Below are 19,977 nucleotides of genomic sequence, written 5' to 3'. Positions count from 1 at the left end.
GTGACGGGTGTCTCCCCGGCGCAGCACCGGGGCAGCGGTGCGCGACCATCGCCTCCATGGACGACGTGGTGGTTCCGGACCGGGTGCAGCGGCTGCTGCGCGAGCGGGTGGTGGCGGCCCTGCCGGTGCTCGAACGCCGGGCGGCGAGCGAGGCGGACCGGGCGGGCAGGCGGGCGGCCGCGGTCACGATGACCCTGCTGCCGGTGCCCGGCGCGACGGGCGAGGGCCCGCTGGCCGACGAGGTGGCGTTCGTCCTGACCCGGCGCGCCCGGTCGCTGCGTGCGCACTCCGGTCAGTGGGCGCTGCCCGGCGGCCGGATCGACACCGGCGAGACGCCCGAGCAGGCAGGCCGGCGCGAGGTGGCCGAGGAGGTCGGGCTCGCCCTCGGCCCGGACACCGTCCTCGGGCTGCTCGACGACTACCCCACTCGCTCCGGCTACGTGATCACGCCGGTGGTGCTGTGGGGCGGCGGCGCCGGTTCACCGGCGCCGAACCCCGACGAGGTCGGCGAGCTGCACCTGCCCGCCCTGTCCGAGATCGACCACGCCCCCCGGTTCCTGACGATCCCGGAGTCGGACGCGCCGGTGATCCAGGTGCCGCTGTTCGACCGTTACGTGCACGCCCCCACCGGCGCGGTGCTCCACCAGTTCCGGGAGGTCGTGCTGCACGGCCGCCCGACCCGGGTGGCGCACCTGGAGCAGCCGGTCTTCGCCTGGCGGTGACCCGGCCGCCCGGGATCAGGACCGGGCGTGCTCGCGCAGGAACTCGATGTCCGCGGCCTGGCCCTCGGCCGGCGTCTCGACGACCACCGGGGCCCCGGCCTCGGCGACGACGGCGGCCAGCTCGTCCGGGGGGATCGTCCCGGAGCCGATGTTGGCGTGCCGGTCCCGCGCGGAGTCGAACGCGTCCCGGGAGTCGTTCAGGTGGATCAGGTCGATCCGGCCGGTGATCGCCCGGGCCCGCTCGACGATCCCGGACAGCTCCTCGCCGCCGGCGAACGCGTGACAGGTGTCCAGGCAGAACCCGACGCCGAACTCGCCGACCGCGTCCCAGAGCCGGCCCAGCGCGTCGAACCGGCGGGCCATCGCGTTGTCCCCGCCGGCGGTGTTCTCGATCAGGACCGGCACGTCGAACCCGTGCTCACCGGCCTGCCGCTCGACGAACTTGCGCCAGTTGTCCACCCCGACGGCCGGGTCGTCGTCCTTCGTGACGTGGCCACCGTGCACGACGAGGCCGAACGCGCCGACCTCGGCGGCCCCCGCCAGGTGCTGCGCCACGATCTTGCGGGACGGGATCCGGATCCGGTTGTTCGGCGACGCCACGTTCGCGGTGTAGGGCGCGTGCACCACGACGGCGGTCCCGGACGCCGCCAGCTCGCCGGCCCGCGGGTGCGGTGGCGGCTTCTTCCAGCCCTGCGGGTCGGAGAGGAACAGCTGGATCACCTCGGCCCCGACCTCGGCCGCGGCGGCCAGCGGGTCCTCGGCGTCCCGGACGTGTGCCCCGATCTGCATGGGTGCCACGGTAGCGAGCACCCCCGACAGCATCGCGCAGCCGCTCGCCCCGCGGACCGTCCCCCCGCCCGCCGTTCGCCAAGCGGGTGAGCCCCGGCTCCCGATCCGGGCGAGCCCCGGCGGGCGGCGGCGTACCCGCAGGTCGGGGGCCGGATCGCCGTTGGTAGGCTGCCCCGGCATCCCGAGTTCCTCCGGAACGCGACGACCGTGTCCACGCTCGTCGTGCCGGCGACGTTGTCGGGGTGCACTGAGAACCTCCTGTCGCGGCCGCCCGGGTCGTGACCGTTTTCGAGTCCATAGGAGGTGAGTGGTTCTCATGCGTCACTACGAGGTCATGGTCATCCTCGACGGCAGCCTGGACGAGCGCACCGTGCAGCCGTCCCTGGAGCAGTTCCTCACCGTCGTGAAGAGCGACGGCGGATCGGTCGAGAAGATCGAGGTCTGGGGCAAGCGCCGGCTGGCCTACGAGATCAACAAGCAGGCCGAGGCCATCTACGCGGTCGTCGAGATCGCCGCGGAGCCGGCCACCGTCACCGAGCTGGACCGCCAGCTGGGCCTGAACGAGTCCGTGCTGCGCACCAAGGTGCTGCGCAAGGACGTCACCCGTACGCCGGCGCCCGTCGCCGACTGAGAGGGGTTCTCATGGCCGGCGAGACCGTGATCACCGTCGTGGGCAACCTGACGGCGGATCCCGAGCTGCGGTTCACCCCTTCCGGCGCCGCGGTCGCCAACTTCACCGTCGCGTCCACGCCGCGCACCTTCGACCGCCAGTCCGGCGAGTGGAAGGACGGCGAGGCGCTGTTCCTGCGCTGCAACATCTGGCGCCAGGCGGCGGAGAACGTCGCCGAGTCGCTGACCCGCGGTGCGCGGGTCGTGGTGCAGGGGCGCCTCCGGCAGCGGTCGTTCGAGACCCGCGAGGGTGAGAAGCGCACCGTGGTCGAGTTGGAGGTCGACGAGGTCGGCCCCTCGCTGCGGTACGCCACCGCCAAGGTCAACAAGATCAGCCGGGGCGGAGGCTCCGGCGGTTTCGGTGGCGGTGGTGGCGGTGGCTTCGACAGCGGCGGCGGCCCGCAGGGCGGCGGCTCCGGCGGCGGAGGCAACTCCGGCGGCGGTGCCGGTTACGACGACCCCTGGGGTTCGGCCCCGCCCGCGGGAAGCGGCGCGGCGTCCGACGACGAGCCCCCCTTCTGATCCACGTCCGCACCGCCCACCGGCGGTAGATCCACAGGAGCACCCACCATGGCCAAGGCCATCGTGCGCAAGCCGAAGAAGAAGGTCTGCGCGTTCTGCAAGGACAAGGCGCAGCCGATCGACTACAAGGACACCGGTCTGCTGCGGAAGTTCATCTCGGACCGGGGCAAGATCCGTGCCCGCCGGGTGACCGGAAACTGCCGGCAGCACCAGCGGGACGTCGCCGTCGCGGTCAAGAACTCCCGCGAGGTCGCACTGCTGCCCTACACCTCGACCGCGCGCTGACGAGGGGGAGAACGCACATGAAGCTCATCCTCAACGCCGACATCCCGAACCTGGGTGGACCGGGCGACATCGTCGAGGTCAAGGACGGCTACGGCCGCAACTACCTGCTGCCGCGCAACCTCGCGGTCGTCGCCACCCGTGGCGCCGAGAAGCAGGTCGAGCAGATCCGCAGGGCCCAGAAGTCCCGCGAGATCCGGGACCTGGGGCACGCCCAGCAGGTCGACTCGCAGCTGCGGAACCTGAACGTGACCGTTCCGGCGAAGGCCGGCGACAGCGGCCGGCTGTTCGGCTCGGTCACCCCGGCCGCCGTCGTGGACGCCGTGAAGGCGTCCGGCGGCCCGACGCTCGACAAGCGCACCGTGGACGTCCCGGGGCACATCAAGACCCTCGGCAAGCACCAGGTGCAGGTCCGCCTGCACCCGGAGGTCACCACCGAGCTGTCGATCGCGGTCATCGCGAGCTGAGCGGTGGCCGCGGCACGGTCCGCGGTGATCGGCTGAACACCGAGCGTAGTCAGGGCGGTGTCCGGAGCCTCGTGCTCCGGGCACCGCCCCTTCGCATGTCGGGGCCCGGTCGTGGGCCCGTCCGCGGCGGATGACGATGCCCGCCGGGGGCCGGGATGGACGGAGCGGCCGCGGACGGGTGATCCCATCCGCATCCGTTGTCACGCAGGCGACACGCCACGTGGTGACGGCCCGCTCGTCGGGCGGACCTGTGGACGCGCTGGGCGGCGAACGGTGTCGCCACGCCTCCGACACGCCCGGTCGGGCGCCATCGACGACACGCACGACGATGTTGTCCACACCGAGTATCAGCGCCCTGACCTGCCCTTATCGTGCAGATCGGTCCACTGTCCCCAGGCTGTCCACACGCCCGTCCCAGGTCGGGCGGTGTTCGTGCACAGGTCATCCCCAGATCGCTACACAGCACGATTAGGCAGGCCCGGCGCGCGGGCCTAGCCTCGGGTCACCTGCTCCGGCGGCGGGCATCCCGCGCGGCCTCCCGGCCGCGCTGCCCGCGCACGCCACCGGGAGCACGGAGATCACGGGGGATCCACGCGGCCGGCGCACGCCTCCGCTCGCGTGTCGAACCCTTGTTCGAGTATGGTGTGCACCGGGGGTGACGCTGCGTATGGCTCTGACGGACGATCGTCCCGCTGGACGTCCTCGTGCGGTCCGGGACGGCGAGGGCTCGCAGAGCGCCGATCCGAACGGCACCTTCGACCGCCAGCCACCGCAGGACCTCACGGCGGAGCAGTCGGTGCTCGGCGGCATGCTGCTGAGCAAGGACGCGATCGCCGACGTGGTCGAGGTGCTGCGCCCGGAGGACTTCTACCGGCCGGCCCACCAGACCGTCTACGAGACGGTCCTGGATCTCTACGGCCGCGGTGAGCCGGCCGACGCGGTGACCGTGTCGGCGGAGCTGCAGCGGCGCGGTGAGCTGGTCCGCCTGGGCGGGGCGCCGTACCTGCACACCCTGATCGCGACGGTGCCGACGGCGGCGAACGCGGCGTACTACGCCGAGATCGTCGGCGAGAAGGCGGTGCTGCGCCGGCTGGTCGAGGCCGGGACCCGAATCGTGCAGCTCGGCTATCACGGCAACGAGGGCGGCGAGGTCGACGAGGTCGTGGACCGGGCCCAGGCCGCGGTCTACGAGGTCACCGAGCGCACCACCACGGAGGACTACGTGGTGCTGGAGGAGCTCCTCCAGCCGACGATGGACGAGATCGACGCGATCGCCTCGAACGGGGGCATGGCGGCCGGGGTGCCGACCGGGTTCGCCGATCTCGACGCGTGCACCAACGGCCTGCACCCGGGCCAGATGGTCGTCATCGCGGCCAGGCCCGGGCTCGGGAAATCCACCCTGGGATTGGATTTCGCCCGGTCGTGCTCGATCCGCAACGGCATGACCAGCGCGTTCTTCTCGCTGGAGATGAGCAAGTCCGAGATCGTGATGCGGCTGCTCTCGGCGGAGTCCCGGATCCGGCTGGCCGACATGCGGGCGGGCCGGATGTCGGACGAGGACTGGACCCGGATGGCCCGGCGGATGTCGGAGATCTCCGAGGCGCCGCTGTTCATCGACGACTCGCCGAACCTGACGCTGATGGAGATCCGGGCCAAGGCGCGCCGGATGAAGCAGCGCAACGACCTCAAGTTGATCATCCTGGACTACCTGCAGCTGATGACCTCCGGCCGCAAGGTCGAGTCCCGGCAGCAGGAGGTCTCGGAGTTCTCCCGGCAGATCAAGCTCCTGGCCAAGGAGCTCGAGGTGCCGGTGGTCGCGATGAGCCAGCTGAACCGTGGTCCCGAGCAGCGCACCGACAAGCGGCCGATGCTGTCGGACCTGCGTGAGTCCGGTTCGATCGAGCAGGACGCCGACATGGTCGTGCTGCTGCACCGGCCGGACGCGTTCGAGCAGGACGACCCGCGGGCCGGTGAGGCGGACCTGATCCTGGCCAAGCACCGGAACGGGCCCACGACGACGGTCACCGTGGCGCACCAGCTGCACTACAGCCGGTTCTCCGACCTCGCGCACGGCTGATGGCCTTCGCGTCTCAGGACGGCCTCGATGACCTCATGACGCTTCGCCGCACGGCCCGTCCGAGCCGACCGGAGTCCGGGCTCCAGCCCGGGTCGTTCGGATGGGTGAGATCGTAGGGCAGCGAACTCGACCCACAGCGGCTCGATCAGGGATGCTGGCAGCAGAGGCGCGGACCCTCCAGGCGATCATCAGGACTTCAGCACCTACTCGCGTTGACTGTCGCGGCGGCCTTCGGGATTCCCTGACGCCGGGCCCTCGGGGGCGGGCTATTGCGAATCGGCGACTCGCTCACCCGCGAACACGTCCCGATCTCCGGCCCGGACGCGTGCCGGCGCTGGAGGACGGATGTCACGCCCACCAGTGACGGTCACCGAGCAGTGCCGCCTCGGCGCCGCGTCGGCGAAGATCACTTGGGTCCCACTTCGTCACCTGATCGACCAGCGACCGGCGGCCGGCGGGACTCGACAGATCGGCGATGACGTCGGCGTCGCTCAGGTCGCAGCCGATGACCCTGGCGCCGTGGTCACGAAGGATCGACGCTGTGGCGGCGCCGATTCCCGACGCCGAGCCGGCGGGGCTCACCAGATGGAGACGCGATCCCGGCGCGGCCCGGCGGGCCCGCCCAGCCGGGTGCAGAGGCCGGCCCAGGACCGGGCGGGGCCGGGCACGTGCTTCGGGCGTGGCCGGAGCCAGCGCAGGCCGAGATCCGCGTCGTCCGGGTCGACGACGATCCGCTCGCCCCGCGGGCAGCGGGCACCCGACCGGACCTCCACCAGTGCCCGGCCGCCGACCGCCTGGGCGCCGTACAGGCAGCCCGGCGGCACCAGCAGGCGTTGCCGGGTGTCCGCGTCCAGCAGGGCGACGGCGAGCCGGCCGAACGTCTCGGCCGCCGGCCGGGCGTCCACGACCACGGCGTAGCCGGAACCGTGCGACACGCCGAGCAGGACGGGGCCGGTCGGGTTCCCGTGCAGGCCGTGCACGGCGCCGTCGTCCAGCCGGTGCCGGCGGCGGAACCGGAAGCCGGTCGGCACCCCGCCCGGTTCGGTCGGTCCGGCGTGCCCGGGCGGTGGCAGCGAGGGGTCGAGCAGCAGCGCGCCCGGCACGACGGTGCGGTGAACGTGCATCGCTGCCCCTCCCGTCCCGGGCCGGCCACACCGCGAGCGGGGCGCGGCCGACTGTCGTGCTGTCCTGGTGACGACAACGAGCCGGGTGCACCTCGGTGACGCACCGCGACGCCACGCTGCTCCATCCGGGTGCACGCACGACCGGATCCCGGCCTCACTACCATCGGCGGTAGCGGATCGATCGACCTCGCCGAGCGGACGGAGCGGCCATGCCGGACGGCACGACACGATGCCGCGCCTGCCACGGCTCCGACGGCCCGGTCGTCCTCGACCTGGGTGAGCAGCCGCCGTGGGACCGGATGCCGCCGTGGGACACCCCGCTGCCGGACGCCGCGTACCCGCTGCGCATGTGGTGCTGCCGGGACTGCGGGCTGGCCCAGCTGGAGGCCGACGCCGAGCACGTCGAGGAACTGTTCGCCGTGGAGCCCCGGGCGGTCGTCGAGCAGAGCGACCGCTCGGTCTCCCGGCTCGCCGCGGAGGGGCTGCTCCGTCCCGGTGGCCGGGTGGTCGAGTTCGGCAGCCCGCACGGCGAGTCGTGGCTGCCGCGGCTGACCGGCCGCGGGATGACGGCCGTGGACCCCGCCGGATGCCCGGACGGGACCGCCGACCTGATCGTCGACTTCTACGGCCTGCTGCACGAGCCGGACCAGCACCGGGCGCTGCACCGCCGGGCGGCCGCGCTGGCGCCCGGCGGGACGCTGGCGATGCAGCTCCTGCCGTTGGGCACCGTGCTGCGCGAGGGCCAGTGGTACGACCTGCGGCACGGGCACTACGCCTACTGGTCGTTGCCCGCGCTGGACGCCGCGTTGCGCGGGTTCGGCCTCGGGGTGCACCGGGCCTGGCGGTACCCGCTGTCCGGCGGGACGTTGCTGGTCACCGCCCGCGCGGACGCCGCCCCGGACGCCGCGACCCGCGAGCTGATCGAGGAGGAGCGCGCGCTCGGGGTGACCGACCCGGCCGCGCTCGCCCGGTTGCAGGAGGCCGCCGACGACGTCCGGTGGCTGCGCGACTGGCTCGCCGCCGAGCGCGCCGCGGGCCGCACCGTGGCGGGGTACGGCGCCGCCTCCCGCGCGGTGCCGCTGATCTGCCGGGCCGGGCTGGACGCGGGCCTGCTCACCGCGATCGGTGATGCCGCGCCGGGCAAGCAGGGCCGGCGGATGCCGGGTACCGACATCCCGATCGTCTCCCCCGACGAGCTCGCCGCGGCCCGGCCGGACCGGGTGGTGCTGTTCCTGCCCGCGCTGGCCGACGAGGTCCGCGCGCAGCTCCCGGAGGTGGAGGCGGCGGGCGGCCGCTGGGTCGTTCCGGTCGCCGGCCGGGAGGCCGTGCAGACCCTGCCGCCGCTCGCGATGCTCGGGTCCCGCTCCCCCGGGTGATCCCGGCCCGCGGTCAGGCCGCCCGGTCCTTCCCGGTGCGGTGCGACCGCGACCGCAGCCAGGACGGCCGGCGGTTGCGCGGGGCCGGAGCGCCGCCGTCCCGCTCGGCGGTCCGGGTGATGTTGCGGACCATCCCCCCGAAGACGATCCCGTGGAACGGGGCCACCGACCACCAGTAGAGGTAGCCGGGCAGGCCGTGCGGGATGAACACCGCTCGCTGGTGGTAGCTGGACCCGCCCGGGCGCGGGCGCACCGACATCTCCAGCCACGCCCGGCCGGGCACCTTCATCTCGGCGCGCAGCCGCAGCAGTGCCTCGGCGTCGGGGCCCCACTCGTCGTCGTGCGGCTCGACCAGGCGCTCGACCCGCCACCAGTCCAGCGCGTCGCCGGTGCGCAGGTCGTGCGGGTCGCGGCGGCCACGCGACAGGCCCACCCCGCCGACGGCCCGGTCCATCCAGCCGCGCACCGACCAGGCCAGCGGGAACGAGTACCAGCCGCGCTCGCCGCCGATGCCCTCCACCACGGCCCACAGCCGGGCCGGGGCCGCCGCACTCTGCTGCTCGCGCTCGTCGAGGTAGACGCGGCCGCCCGCCCAGTCCGGGTCGCTGGGCAGCGGGTCCGACGGCACGTTCTCCACCGTCGCGCCGGACCATCGGGTCTCCACCTCGGCGTCGGTGATCCGGGCCAGTGCCAGCCGGACCGCGCGGTCGTAGCCGATCCGGCCCTCCGGCGGGTCCGGGATGTGGCCGAGGATGTCCTGCTCGGAGCAGACCACCTCATGCACCAGCGACTCGATCAGCGGCGCGGCGATCGACTTCGGCACCGGGGTGACGATGTTGACCCAGTGCGCGGACAGCGCCGGTGTGAGCAACGGGACCGGCAGTACCCGGCGCCGCCGCAGCTCCGCGACCTTCGCGTAGCGCTGCATCATGTCGAGGTAGGTGAGCACCTCCGGCCCGCCGACGTCGAACGTCCGGTTCACCTCGGGCGGCAGCTCCGCGGCCCTGATCAGGTACCGCAGCACGTCGCGCACCGCGATCGGCTGGATCCGGTTGTGCACCCAGCTCGGGGTCACCATCACCGGCAGCCGCTCGGTCAGGTGCCGCAGCATCTCGAAGCTGGCCGAGCCGGAGCCGAGGATCACCGCGGCCTGCAGCACCACCGTCGGCACGCCGGACCGCAGCAGCGTCTCGCCGACCTCGACCCGGGACGCCAGGTGCGCCGACAGCGGACCGTCCGGGTGCAGCCCGCCCAGGTAGACGATCCGGCGCACGCCCGCCTCCCGGGCGGCCTCGCCGAGGATCAGCGCCGCCCGCCGGTCGGTGGCGGCGAAGTCGTCGTCGGACAGCGAGTGCACCAGGAAGTAGACGACGTCGACGTCCCGGCAGGCCTCCCGGACGCTCGTCGGGTCGAGCAGGTCCCCCTGGACGACCTCGGCGTCGGTGGCCCAGGGCACGTCGCGCAGCTTGTCCGGGTCACGGACCAGGCAGCGCACGGTCACCGGCCCCCCGGCCGGGTCCGGCACGAGATCGGGTTCCGGCCCGTGGCCCAGCAGCCGGGGCGCCAGGCGCCCACCGATGTAGCCGGTCGCTCCGGTGACGAGGTATCGCACGCCGCCGATCGTGCCACCGGTCACGGCGCCCCGCCGGGCCCCGCGACGCCGGGGTGCGGCAGCCGTTCCGGAGGCCCGTGGACCACCCGTCCCGCTGCTCGACGGATCGGCACGGACGGCCCAGCGTCCGTGCCGACGGAGCAGTGCCGACCGATTCCGGTCACGTTCCGTCGAACGACACCCGTGTAGTGGACGATCCGAAGGGCTGCCTCGACACCGACAGGTGGTGTCCCGGTCACCGTGCGCGCAGATGCCGGGATCACCTGCGGAACAAGGGTTCCCCGGGCTCGCACCGGACGGCGTGACCGTCGGGAGACGGTCACGCACTGCTCCACAAGAGCGCCGAATGTGCACGCTCCGTGTCCTCCACGGAGTGTGACAGTGCGGCTACGCCACCCGTCCGAGCGGAACCTGCCGGAAGGCTGTAACGACGGCGCGGCGGCCGTTTCCCCGCTCGGGTGTCACCCGTTGTCCGGGTGAGTGGGCTGAACGGCGGTACGTCCGGTGCGATGCACGGTCTAGCCGATACCGACCCACGACGACGTCAGGGAGCAGGAGGTAGGGCGGGTGCACGAGTTCGACAGGGGCCTCGAGTCGTCGGTCCGGCGGCGGCGTGCCGGGCAGGGTGGGAACGGCTGGCCGTTCCCGGGCCGGCACGAGATGCACGCCGAGATCGAGGACGAGACGCCGATCTTCCACGCGCTGACGGTCGGCGGCTGGCGCGAGCGCCAGCGCGGCGGGGCCTCCGGCCGCGCGGTCCGTCGCGTCCACCGCGGCACGGTCCGGACCACTCCCCGGCGCTCCGGGGCCGGGACGGCGGACGCGGTCGCCGCGTTCCACACCGAGCCGGCGGTGCCGGCACCCGCCGGACCGGGCGGACGGCCCACCGGACGGGCGGCCGCCGAGCCCGGCGACGCGGCCCTGGCGATGCTGCGCCGCCGCCGGGACGCCGAGCGGGCCGCCGACCGGGCGGCGATCGCCGACCTGCTGGGCGGGGCCGGACGGCACCGGCTGAGCCACAGCGCCTGACGGCACGACGCCCGGCCGGTCGGGGATGCCGGCCGGGGCACGACCCGCACGTCGCAGGAGCTCGACCCGGTGGGGGCCGGGACGGGCCGGCGCGGGTGGGCAGGACGTCCCGCGGAGACCTTGGGCCGCGGGGTGGGTGACGGCCGGCTGGGGAGCAGGGCCGTCAGCACGCGAGGCGAGGGCCGGGCGGCCGGGTCGGAGGGAGCCGACCGGGGCCCGGCCCTCGCACGCGCGCGCCCCCGGCACGGTCGTGCGATGCCGGAGGCGGTCGTCGCGACGGGCCGGAACCGTGGGGAGCGCGATTCCGGACGGTGCGACGCGGGGAGCCCGGGACGACGTCGGCCCGAACCCGGGTGGCGCAACATGATCGCCACGGAGTGTGACCGTAACGGTCGGCCGGTGCCGTCACAAGAGGCGTCCGGACGTCGTCGTCCACCGCTCTGACGGCGCCACGCCGGCACCGGAGCCGCGGGGCGTCGCGCCGCACGGTGCCGCCCCGCGCTCTACCCTCCGATGGATGAGTATCGACGCCGCGGCGGCCGGCCCCCGCCGGACCGACCGTCCGCTGGACGAGGCCGGAGTCGCCACGGCGGTCCGCCGCGCGGCGGAGCGCGGCACCCCGGTGCGGCCGTCCGGGGCCGGCGGGCGGGTGCCCGGGCCGCTGGTGCGCACCGACCACGTGCTGCTGGACGCCTCGGCGCTCACCGGCATCGTCGACATGACGGCCGGTGACGATCAGCTGCCGGCCGGCGAGGGGACGGTCCGGGTGCGGGCCGGGGAGACGATCGCCGCGCTGTGCGCCGCGCTCGCGGCCGCCGGCCGGGCACCGGCGACGGTGCCCGACGCCCCGCGGGCCACCGTCGGGGGTGCGGTCCAGCTCGGGATGTACGGCGGCGCGCCCGGCGAGGGCTCGCTGTCGGCGCAGGTCCGCGCGGCCCGGTTGGTCGACGGCGCCGGCCGGGTCCGGGAGGTCACCGACGGTCCGGACCTGGAGGCGGTCCGGTGCGGTCTCGGCGCGCTCGGCGTGCTGACCGCGGTGGACCTGCGCACGGTGCCGCTGCGCCGGTTGCGCGTGCACGAGCGGGCCGCCCGCACCGACGAGCTGCTCGCCGAGGGCTTCCTCGCCGGACACGCCTGGACCGAGTGCGACGTGGCGGTGCACAGCGGGCAGGCGGTCGCCCGCTGGGCCGATCCGGTCGGCGCGGACGAGCCGGAGGCCACCGAGCGCGGCGCCGAGTCGTGGGGGCGCGCGGTGTCCCGGCTGGCGACGTCGTGGTGGTCGTCGCGGTCGTCCTGGCCACCGCCGCAGCGCTGGGCGCCGGGGACCGAGGGCCCGCCACACGAGGTGCTGCCGGACCCGCAGCCGTGGGATCCGGACCTGTCCGAGTGGGCGATCCCGGACGCGGCGGTGGGCGGGGTGCTGCGCGAGCTCGGTGCCGCGGTGGCCGCTCGCGGCCGGGAGCTGCGCCCGGTGCGTGTGCGCACCGGGCGGTCCGAGACCGGCCTGGTGCACCCCGCGTCCGGGCGGGACACCGCCTACCTGCGGATCCGGACCCGCGGCGCGGACCAGGAGCCGGTGCGCCGGCTCGCCGCCGCGGTCTGCGAGGACGCCGGCGGCCGGCCCTGCTGGACCACCCGGCACGCCTGGGGCCCGGACGAACTGGCCGTCGCCTACCCGGGGTGGGAGGCCTTCCGCGCCGCCCGGGACCGATTCGACCCGGACCACCGGTTCACCGACCCCTACCTGGCCACCCTCCTGGGCCCCTGACCCCGCGCCCTTCCCCCGCGGTGCGGGACAGTCAGGGAGCCAGGGCGGAGCGCAGGCGGGTGGAGACGGCGCGGAGGTCGGCGAGGACCTCGCGACGGTCCGCCCTCGTCGGCTCGCCCTCCTCGACGACCTGCTCGCCGCCCACCCACACGTCGCGGACCAGCCGGGAGCCGCCGGCCCACACCAGGTTGGAGACCAGCTGGGCGTCGTCCTCCGGCGCGACGAAGGCGGTGTCGTCGGTGTCCACGTGCACCACGTCGGCCCGCCGCCCGGCCTCGAGGACGCCCAGGTCGTCGCGACCGATCGCGTGCGCGGCGTCCGCGGTGGCCATCAGCAGCACGTCGGCGGCGGTGAGCGCGGCCGCGTCGTCGGACCCGACCCGGGCCAGCAGGCCGGCCAGCCGGGCCTGGGACCAGAGGTCCAGGTCGTCGCAGGAGGCCGGACCGTCGGTGCCCAGCCCGATCCGCAGCCCGGATCGGCGCAGGTCCAGCAGCCGTGCCGTGCCCGAGGCCAGCTTGGCGTTCGAGCCGGGACAGTGCGCCACCGCGACGCCGTGCCGGGTGAAGGTGTCGATGTCGGCGTCGGACAGGTGCACCGAGTGCGCGGCCAGCATCCGGCCGCCGAGCGCGCCGTCGGCGTCGAGCATCGCCGGGACCGAGCCGTGCTCGCCGCGCAGGTGCGCGTCCTCGCCGAGCGACTCGGCGATGTGCGTGTGTACCAGCGCCCCGCGCTCGCGGGCGTGCTCGGACACCGAGGCGATCGCCCCGTCCGGCAGCGTGTACGCCGAGTGCGGGCCGTAGCCGTACTCGATCCGGCCGTCGAGGTCCGGGATCAGGCCGTGCGCGTCGATCCGCGACGAGATGTCGTCGCGCATCTGCTCCCAGGTCCCCAGCCGGTCCCAGCCGGGCGCGGCGATGATCCCCGGGGTGAGCACCGCCCGCGAGCCCGCGGCGCGCACGGCGTCGGCCAGGGCGTCGGTGAAGAAGTACATCTCGACGCTGGTGGTGCATCCGGTGCGCAGCAGGTCCAGGCAGCCGGCGAGCATGCCGGCGCGGACGTCGGCCTCGGTCAGCAGCGCCTCGGCCGGCCACATCACCCCGGTCAACCAGGGCATCAACGGCAGGTCGCCGCCCATCCCGCGCAGCACCGACATCGGGGTGTGGCAGTGCGTGTTGACCATCCCGGGCATCAGCAGGCCGGGTAGCGGCCGGACCGTGGCATCGGTGGCGGGGGCCTGCGGGGCGGGGCCGAAGTACGCGATCCGGCCGGTGTCGTCCACGTCCAGCACCGCGTCCCGGACGACCGGGAAGCCGGGCGCGCAGGACAGCGCGACCGGCGCGGTCAGCCGCTGGACCGTGATCGGGGCGGTCACCGGCGCTCCAGCAGCGAACGCAGGCTCCGGAACGGCGGCAGCCAGGCGCCCTCGTCGGGCAGCGTGTCCAGCGAGACCCGGGGCAGCGGCTCGCGGAACACCCCGTCGATGTCCTCCAGGTCCAGGAACGAGATCACCTCGGAGGAGGTCGCGAACCCGGCGTACTCCCGGAAGCCGATCACCGTGACGTCGGTGCCGACCTCGACCAGCTTCTCCAGCGGCTCCCTGAACGCGCGCCCGTCCCCGGAGGCGACGACGACGTGCCGCAGCCGGCCCTCGCCGGCGCGCATGTCGATGTGCGCCAGCATGTCGTCGTCGACGTCGGAGTCCTCGCTGGTCTTCGGCTTGGCGAAGACGGCGAAACCGACGTTGCGCAGCGCCTCGACCCACGGCCGGACGATCTCGATGCTGCCCGGGGCGACGTTGGTGAACACGCACGCCTCCGCCTCGGTCTCGGTTCCGGCCAGGTCCAGCAGCCAGCGGCCGACGGCGTCGAAGCGGGGGCGGTAGGCCGAGGTGGGGCGGGCGCCGAGCAGCGATCCGAGGCTCATGTCCATGTTGGGTGCGTCCCAGACCAGCAGCACCCGTTCCAGCGGGCCGGTCGGCGCCCCGCGCCCCGCCTGGCCCGGTACCGACATCGCCCCAGTGCTCATGGGGGCGAGCCTAATGGCGGACACTGGGACCCGTGACCGAGAGTCCCGACCCGCAGCGGGTCGCCGAGCAGAGCGCGGCCGCGATGCGGGCCGCGGACCGGGCCGCCCGGGCGGCCGGGGTGGACGTCACCTCGGTCGGGCCCGGCCGGGCGGTCGCGACGATGACGGTCGGTACCGACCACGCCAACGGGCACGGGGTCTGCCACGGCGGCTACCTGTTCCTGCTGGCCGACACCGCGATGGCCTACGCCTGCAACGCCTACGGCGTGTCCGCGCTGGCCACCGGCGCGGACATCGCGTTCGTGGCGCCGGCCCGCAGCGGGGACGTGCTGAGCGCGGAGGCCGTCGAGCGGTCGTTGGCCGGGCGGGCCGGGCTCTACGACGTCACGGTCCGCACCGCCGAGGGCGCCGTGGTGGCCGAGTTCCGCGGCCGGACCCGGCAGGTGCCGGGCCTCGCGGCGCCCCCACCGGCCTGACCTCCGGCTCGATCCCTGCCGGCTCAGGGCGTCCGGGTCGGCTCGAGGAACGCCGGGCGCAGCTGCGGGTCCGGCTCGTCGTAGTAGCGGTGGAACACCGGGGTCTGCGCCCCCGACATCGGCGGCACGATCCAGCTCCAGTCGGCCGGGCAGCTCCGCCCCGCGGACTCCTCGCGGGCCAGGTGGGTGAGGAACCGCTCGGCCTCGGTGTGGTGGTCGGCCATCGTGACGCCGTCGGCGTCGAAGGAGAACATGACGGCGCGGGTCAGCTCGACCATCGCCCGGTCCTTCCACATGGTGCGCACCGAGCGGGTGTCCAGCCCGAGCCGCTGGGCGATCTCGGGCAGCAGGTCGTAGCGGTCGGTGTCGGCGAAGTTCCGCGCGCCGATCTCGGTGTCGAGGTACCAGCCGTTGAACGGCGCGGCCGGGTAGGTGACGCCGCCGATCTCCAGCGGCATGTTGCTGATCGCCGGGACCGAGTGCCAGCGCAGCCCCAGCTGGGCGAACCACGGGAGGTCCGGATGCCGCAGCAGGACCTCGTGCACGGCGTCCGGCGGGACGTCGAACAGCCGGGACCGCCCGTCCGCACCGGTGATCAGCAGCGGCAGCACGTCGAACCGGCCGCGCGGCTGCGGGCGGGGCCAGCCCAGACCCACCACGTGGTCGGTGAAGTCGGCCTGCGCCGGGTCCCCGGTGACGGTGCCGTCCGCGTTGCGGTGCCCGGCGTAGCGGATCAGCTGGTCGTTGCGGATCCGTGGGCCGGGCCGGCCGGGGCCGTCCGGCGCGAAGACGGTCATCGTCGGCCGGATCCGGCCGTCCCGGGTCGCCGCGCGCAGGTGCCCGACGCTCTCCTGCGCGACGTCGGCCGGGTCGTGCAGCCGGCGCAGGTCGCGGACCTGCAGCGACTTCCAGTAGAGGCGGCCGATGCAGCGGGCCGAGTTCCGCCAGGCGACCCGGGCACCGAACACGAGCTCGTGACCGGTGTGGCTGTAGAGCCCGGTCCGGTCGATCTCGCCGCGCACCTGCCGGAGCCGCTCGGTGAACGGCATCTCCGGTTCGGTCTCGGCGTAGACCTGGCGCAGGAACTCCTCGGCGGCGGCCGGGTCGACCGGCTCCGGTGCGCGCTCGTCCGGGACGCCGGGCGGCGGTGGGTGGCCGCCGGAGCGGCCGTGCCCGGTGACCGGGCAGGCGGCCGGCCGGGCCTCGACGACGGTGGTGGCCGCCACCGCGGGACCGTCCGGGCGCCGGGTCGCGACGGTCGTCGCCTCCGGCGCCGACGGCGGTGTGCCGTGTCGCGGGACGGCGACGGTCGTGCCCTCGGGCAGCGCGACGGCGAGGGTGGTTCGCTCAGCGGCGGGAGCGGCGGCCGGGACGACCGCGGTCGGTGTCGCCGCCGTCGGTGTCGCCGCCGTCGGTGTCGCCGCGGTCGGGGCGGCCTCGGACGGTGACACCCGGGTGACCGCCCGGGTCTCCGGTTCGTCGTCGCCGTGAGCGGGCCCGGTTGCCGGGTCACGTGGTGTCGGGCTGGGCCGGAAACCGGCCGGCCGGCGGGCGGGCTGCGTGCTCGCGGCGTGCTCCACCGTCGTCACAGGCGTCCTTAGGGAGTCACTCGGGCGGGGATCCAAGTCGGGGGCACCCCGAGCCTAATCGGTCACTCTCCGTGTGTCAGTTTCGGCACATTCGTGAGCGACCGTGTAGACGAGATCCCGCACGGGACGGTCCTCGAGCCGCGCCCGGGTCTCGAACTTCGTGGTGGGCCGCTCGTCCGGGCGCACCTGCCAGCCGTCCGGACCCACCGGGAGGGCGGCATCCGGGCGCAGCGCCGGCTCCGCATCGCACACCCTCCGCATCTGCTCGGCGTAGTGCGGCCAGTCCGTGGCGAGGTGCACCCGCCCGCCCTCGACGACCCGGGAGACCGCCAGCCGGACGAAGTCCGGCTGGATCAGCCGCCGCTTGTGGTGCCGCCGTTTCGGCCACGGGTCCGGGAAGAAGATCCGCAGGCCGTCCAGCGACCGGGGGGAGACGACCTGCTCCAGCAGCTCGACCGCGTCCCCGCGCAGCAGCCGCTGGTTGGTCAGGCCGAGATCGGAGATCCGCATCAGCAGCTGCGCCAGTCCCGGCTCGTACACCTCGACGGCGACGTGGTCGACGTCCGGCTCGGCGACGGCCAGCGCGGCCGTCGTCTCCCCCATACCCGGCCCGATCTCCAGGACCACCGGGGCGCGGCGCCCGAACGCGGCGTGCGGGTCCCACGGCCGCAGCCCGGCGACGAGGTCCGCGACCTCGTCGCCCCAGACCGTCCAGAGCCTGTCCCATGCGGCCTGCTGGCCGTCGGAGAGCCGACTGCGCTGGTGGACGAAGCTGCGGATCCGGGTGTCGCGGGGCGCGGCGGTGTCCGGCTCAGGCACCGTTGCCGTTCCCGCCGGCGGCGGGCATCCGCACGTGCGCGGTCGCGCCGGGCAGCCGGCCGCGGACGTAACCGGCCGCGGTGACCCCGAAGCAGGCGACGATCGCCGCCGCGGAGGCCGGGTTGCGGTCCCGCGCCTCGCGCAGCACGCCGGCCGGGAGCACCTTCCGGGCGTAGCTGCCCTCGGCGGACAGCGAGTCCCCGGTCCCGACGACCTTCGAGACCGCGGCCTTGGAGATCCCCTCGGCCCAGCCGCGGCGCAGCAGGTAGCGCCAGGACACCCGGTCGTCGGACACCCGGTGGTCCACCGCGGCCTCCGGCTCGAACAGGATCCGCGGCGACCGGCCGTCGGCGACGTAGGCCTGCCGGGCCCGGATGCAGAGCTCGGTCTCCTCGCAGCCCAGCGGGTTCTTGCCGATCCGGCCCATGCCCTCGGCGAACCCGCCGACCCGCTTGAACACCTCGGCCCGCAACGACATGTTGCAGCCCATCAGGTTGCGCATCTCGGCCCGCTCGACCGGCTGGCCGGTGTAGGTGCAGCCGACGACCCAGTCCAGCTCACCGGTCGCGTCGGTGTCGCCGGGCGCGGCGCCGGGCAGGGTGCGCGGGCGGCCGTCCGGCCACTTCGGGTGCGCGATCCCGCCGACGCCGATCACGTCCGGGTCCTCGTAGGGCGCCAGCAGCGCGGACAGCCAGCCCGGGCGGGCCGCGGCGTCGTCGTCGAGGAAGACGACGACCTCGCCGGACGCCAGGTCGACGGCCGTGTTCCGGGCGCCGGACAGGCCCTGGGTGCGGTCGTTCGGGACGACGACCACGCCGCCGGGGCCGAACTCGCGCTCGGCACGCTCCAGCAGCCGGTCGTTGTGGTCGACGACGACGATCGTCTCCAGCGGTGCTGTGCCGTCCGGCCCGGCGGACTGGGCCGCCACCGACTCGACCGCGGCCTTGATGTCGAACCAGCGCTTCTCGGTGTAGACGCAGACGACCACGGTGGCGGTCGGCAGGGCGCTCACGATGTCCTCGCTCCTCGGGTCATGGCACGCCGCGGGGTACCGCGACCGGGTGGTGCCGTGATCTCGGGGCAGTGCCGAGCGGGTCTAGCGGGCGTAACCCGACGACCTGCGGCGCTGCTCCATGCGACGGTGCTCGGCCATCAGGGTACGCAGCACCCGGGTGCCGTCGGCGAAGGTCCGCAGGTTGGTCTCGCCGAACATGCGCTCGCGCTCGACCGAGGGCACCTCGGCGATGGTCAGGTCCGCCGCGGCGACCCGGCAGTTGAGCACGGTCTCGATCTCGAAGCCGTCGCCCCAGAGCATCGAGCCGTCCTCCGGCTGCGGAGCCGCCGGGTCCGGCAGTTCCAGCTGCGGCAGCAGGTCCGCCCAGAAGGCGTTGTAGCCGTAGCAGAGGTCGGTGTAGGTGGTGCCGAACAGCCGGTTCGCGACGCCGTTCAGGCCGGCGTTGCCGGTCTTGCGGAGCAGCGTGATGTCGTCCGAGCCGCCGCCCTTGCGGAACCGGCTGCCCTTGGCGAAGTCGGCGCCGGCGACGAGCTTCTCGACGAAGGCCGGGATCTCGTTCGGGTCGGCCGAGCCGTCGGCGTCGAACATGACGATGACGTCCCCGGTGGCGGCGGTGAAACCGCAGGCCATCGCGTTGCCCTTGCCCTTGCGGGTCTGGGTGATCACCCGCGACCAGGGCAGCGTGCGCCGGGCGACGGCGACCGTGTTGTCGGTGGAGTTGCCGTCCACCACGAGCACCTCGTGCACGGCCGGGCGCACCGCGGCGATGGCCGGCAGCACGATCTCCAGGTTCCGCGACTCGTTGCGGGTCGGCACGATCACCGAGACGGACGGGTTGGGGCTGCGGCGGGGCGCCGGCCGCGGCCGCGGGCGCCGGAAGCCCTCCGGACCCTCCGGCTGCGGGGTGCGGGGTGCACCGGTGTTGCCACGGGCAGGACTCGCCGGGAGGGGCGTCTGTCCCACGCCGGAGCCGGTCTGGTGGCCCGGGCGCGCGGGCGCGCTCGACTCGGGCGTGACGGCCGGGCGGGCGGGCGTAACGGCGCTCACACTTCCTCCATACAGTTCCGCTCTACTCGTCCAACGACGGTGTCACGGTCTGGTTGCGGTTCTCGTGCCGAACAAGGGGGTGGACCCACTTGCTCTGACGCGTGGTCGCCCCGAGGGGTTGCCCCGGACGGTGGTTTCGTTCGGAACTCTCCGTGCGGTTCGCGGCGCCGCTGCTCACCCGCGCCGAGGGCCCGGCGGCCGGTTTCGGTGTTCCTACTCATCCCCGTCCCGGCCCGGCCCCGGAGACTCTGCCGCATGCCGACGACGCGCACCCGACTGGCCCGCAGTGCCCCGGAAAGCGATCTCCGCCCGGCGCTGGCGCTGGCCCGGATGGACTGCGCCGTAACACTGTCCGCGCAGCTCACGGCCGTGGTGGCGGAGGCGGGGCTTGACCCGCGACGGGCCTGCGACCGGACGTGGTGGACGTCCGCGCTGACGGCCCCGGGCCGGACCCTCGACGACGGCTGGGCCCGGCTCGCGGGACCGCCCGTGCGGCGGGCGCGGGCCCGGTCCCGTGCATGGCACACGGTCACCCCCGACCCGAGTCGGGTGTCGGGAATCACCCCCGT

General features: G+C 74.5%; 20 protein-coding genes. 10 read left to right on the top strand and 10 right to left on the bottom strand.

The window, feature by feature from the left end; genetic code table 11:
- The first annotated feature begins 56 nt into the window (after positions 1-56).
- On the top strand, positions 57-722 hold the full coding sequence (locus ACLFMI_RS06310; RefSeq protein ID WP_410946777.1) for an NUDIX hydrolase: 666 nt from the start codon (positions 57-59) through the stop codon (positions 720-722).
- A gap of 15 nt (positions 723-737) precedes the next feature.
- Here ACLFMI_RS06310 and ACLFMI_RS06305 read toward each other — a convergent pair whose 3' ends face one another.
- Entirely contained in the window at positions 738-1,511 is a 774-nt protein-coding gene (locus ACLFMI_RS06305) for a deoxyribonuclease IV (RefSeq protein ID WP_410946776.1), read from the bottom strand.
- Between the two features lie 316 nt (positions 1,512-1,827).
- Here ACLFMI_RS06305 and rpsF point away from each other — a divergent pair, with 316 nt between their 5' ends.
- The 5 genes from rpsF (at position 1,828) to dnaB (ending at position 5,528) form a co-directional block, all read left to right on the top strand.
- Positions 1,828-2,142, top strand: coding sequence for a 30S ribosomal protein S6 (gene rpsF / locus ACLFMI_RS06300; RefSeq protein ID WP_410946775.1), 315 nt, complete (start codon positions 1,828-1,830; stop codon positions 2,140-2,142).
- An 11-nt stretch (positions 2,143-2,153) separates the two neighbouring features.
- A complete protein-coding gene (locus tag ACLFMI_RS06295; RefSeq protein ID WP_410946774.1) occupies positions 2,154-2,702 on the top strand; it encodes a single-stranded DNA-binding protein in 549 nt (182 codons plus the stop codon).
- Positions 2,703-2,750: 48 nt separating this feature from the next.
- Positions 2,751-2,987 carry a 30S ribosomal protein S18 gene (gene rpsR, locus ACLFMI_RS06290; RefSeq protein ID WP_010226886.1) on the top strand — a complete coding sequence of 79 codons (237 nt, stop codon included), beginning with the start codon at positions 2,751-2,753 and terminating at the stop codon, positions 2,985-2,987.
- Positions 2,988-3,004: 17 nt separating this feature from the next.
- On the top strand, positions 3,005-3,451 hold the full coding sequence (rplI, locus tag ACLFMI_RS06285) for a 50S ribosomal protein L9 (protein ID WP_410946773.1): 447 nt from the start codon (positions 3,005-3,007) through the stop codon (positions 3,449-3,451).
- A gap of 667 nt (positions 3,452-4,118) precedes the next feature.
- On the top strand, positions 4,119-5,528 hold the full coding sequence (dnaB, locus tag ACLFMI_RS06280) for a replicative DNA helicase (protein ID WP_410946772.1): 1,410 nt from the start codon (positions 4,119-4,121) through the stop codon (positions 5,526-5,528).
- A 348-nt stretch (positions 5,529-5,876) separates the two neighbouring features.
- Here the strand turns inward: dnaB and ACLFMI_RS06275 are convergent, their stop codons facing one another.
- Together ACLFMI_RS06275 and ACLFMI_RS06270 are read right to left on the bottom strand one after the other, a co-directional pair.
- Complete coding sequence (locus tag ACLFMI_RS06275) at positions 5,877-6,110, bottom strand: hypothetical protein (RefSeq protein ID WP_410946771.1); 234 nt, start codon at positions 6,108-6,110, stop codon at positions 5,877-5,879.
- Positions 6,107-6,652, bottom strand: coding sequence for a dTDP-4-dehydrorhamnose 3,5-epimerase family protein (locus tag ACLFMI_RS06270; RefSeq protein ID WP_410946770.1), 546 nt, complete (start codon positions 6,650-6,652; stop codon positions 6,107-6,109). The genes ACLFMI_RS06275 and ACLFMI_RS06270 overlap by 4 nt, the downstream gene beginning before the upstream one ends.
- Positions 6,653-6,861: 209 nt before the next feature.
- Here ACLFMI_RS06270 and ACLFMI_RS06265 point away from each other — a divergent pair, with 209 nt between their 5' ends.
- Positions 6,862-8,028, top strand: a complete 1,167-nt coding sequence (locus ACLFMI_RS06265; RefSeq protein WP_410946769.1) for a class I SAM-dependent methyltransferase — start codon at positions 6,862-6,864, stop codon at positions 8,026-8,028.
- 13 nt (positions 8,029-8,041) lie between these two features.
- Here the strand turns inward: ACLFMI_RS06265 and ACLFMI_RS06260 are convergent, their stop codons facing one another.
- A complete protein-coding gene (locus ACLFMI_RS06260; protein ID WP_410946768.1) occupies positions 8,042-9,640 on the bottom strand; it encodes an SDR family oxidoreductase in 1,599 nt (532 codons plus the stop codon).
- 567 nt (positions 9,641-10,207) lie between these two features.
- On the opposite strand from ACLFMI_RS06260, the gene ACLFMI_RS06255 reads away from it, so the two are divergent.
- Together ACLFMI_RS06255 and ACLFMI_RS06250 are read left to right on the top strand one after the other, a co-directional pair.
- Complete coding sequence (locus ACLFMI_RS06255; RefSeq protein WP_410946767.1) at positions 10,208-10,669, top strand: hypothetical protein; 462 nt, start codon at positions 10,208-10,210, stop codon at positions 10,667-10,669.
- Positions 10,670-11,186: 517 nt separating this feature from the next.
- A complete protein-coding gene (locus ACLFMI_RS06250; protein WP_410946766.1) occupies positions 11,187-12,437 on the top strand; it encodes a D-arabinono-1,4-lactone oxidase in 1,251 nt (416 codons plus the stop codon).
- A gap of 31 nt (positions 12,438-12,468) precedes the next feature.
- Here the strand turns inward: ACLFMI_RS06250 and ACLFMI_RS06245 are convergent, their stop codons facing one another.
- Positions 12,469-13,809 (bottom strand): amidohydrolase family protein, encoded by a 1,341-nt coding sequence (locus ACLFMI_RS06245; RefSeq protein WP_410946765.1) that lies wholly within the window; start codon positions 13,807-13,809, stop codon positions 12,469-12,471.
- Positions 13,806-14,462 (bottom strand): NYN domain-containing protein, encoded by a 657-nt coding sequence (locus tag ACLFMI_RS06240; RefSeq protein WP_410946764.1) that lies wholly within the window; start codon positions 14,460-14,462, stop codon positions 13,806-13,808. The genes ACLFMI_RS06245 and ACLFMI_RS06240 overlap by 4 nt, the downstream gene beginning before the upstream one ends.
- Positions 14,463-14,545: 83 nt before the next feature.
- On the opposite strand from ACLFMI_RS06240, the gene paaI reads away from it, so the two are divergent.
- A complete protein-coding gene (gene paaI / locus ACLFMI_RS06235) occupies positions 14,546-14,938 on the top strand; it encodes a hydroxyphenylacetyl-CoA thioesterase PaaI (protein ID WP_410946885.1) in 393 nt (130 codons plus the stop codon).
- Positions 14,939-14,961: 23 nt separating this feature from the next.
- Here the strand turns inward: paaI and ACLFMI_RS06230 are convergent, their stop codons facing one another.
- The 4 genes from ACLFMI_RS06230 to ACLFMI_RS06215 all read right to left on the bottom strand — a co-directional run bounded on the left by ACLFMI_RS06230 (position 14,962) and on the right by ACLFMI_RS06215 (position 19,183).
- Positions 14,962-16,527, bottom strand: coding sequence for a nitric oxide synthase oxygenase (locus ACLFMI_RS06230; RefSeq protein ID WP_410946763.1), 1,566 nt, complete (start codon positions 16,525-16,527; stop codon positions 14,962-14,964).
- Between the two features lie 54 nt (positions 16,528-16,581).
- On the bottom strand, positions 16,582-17,346 hold the full coding sequence (gene trmB, locus ACLFMI_RS06225; RefSeq protein ID WP_410946762.1) for a tRNA (guanosine(46)-N7)-methyltransferase TrmB: 765 nt from the start codon (positions 17,344-17,346) through the stop codon (positions 16,582-16,584).
- The gene (locus ACLFMI_RS06220; protein ID WP_410946761.1) at positions 17,339-18,358 is read right to left on the bottom strand and encodes a glycosyltransferase family 2 protein; all 1,020 of its coding nucleotides are present in this window, start codon (positions 18,356-18,358) and stop codon (positions 17,339-17,341) included. The genes trmB and ACLFMI_RS06220 overlap by 8 nt, the downstream gene beginning before the upstream one ends.
- 84 nt (positions 18,359-18,442) lie before the next feature.
- Entirely contained in the window at positions 18,443-19,183 is a 741-nt protein-coding gene (locus ACLFMI_RS06215; RefSeq protein WP_410946760.1) for a glycosyltransferase family 2 protein, read from the bottom strand.
- Between the last annotated feature and the right edge of the window lie 794 nt (positions 19,184-19,977).

The organism is Pseudonocardia nantongensis (assembly GCF_046546495.1).
Lineage (GTDB): Bacteria > Actinomycetota > Actinomycetes > Mycobacteriales > Pseudonocardiaceae > Pseudonocardia > Pseudonocardia nantongensis.
This window is presented reverse-complemented; position numbering and strand designations above follow the sequence as displayed.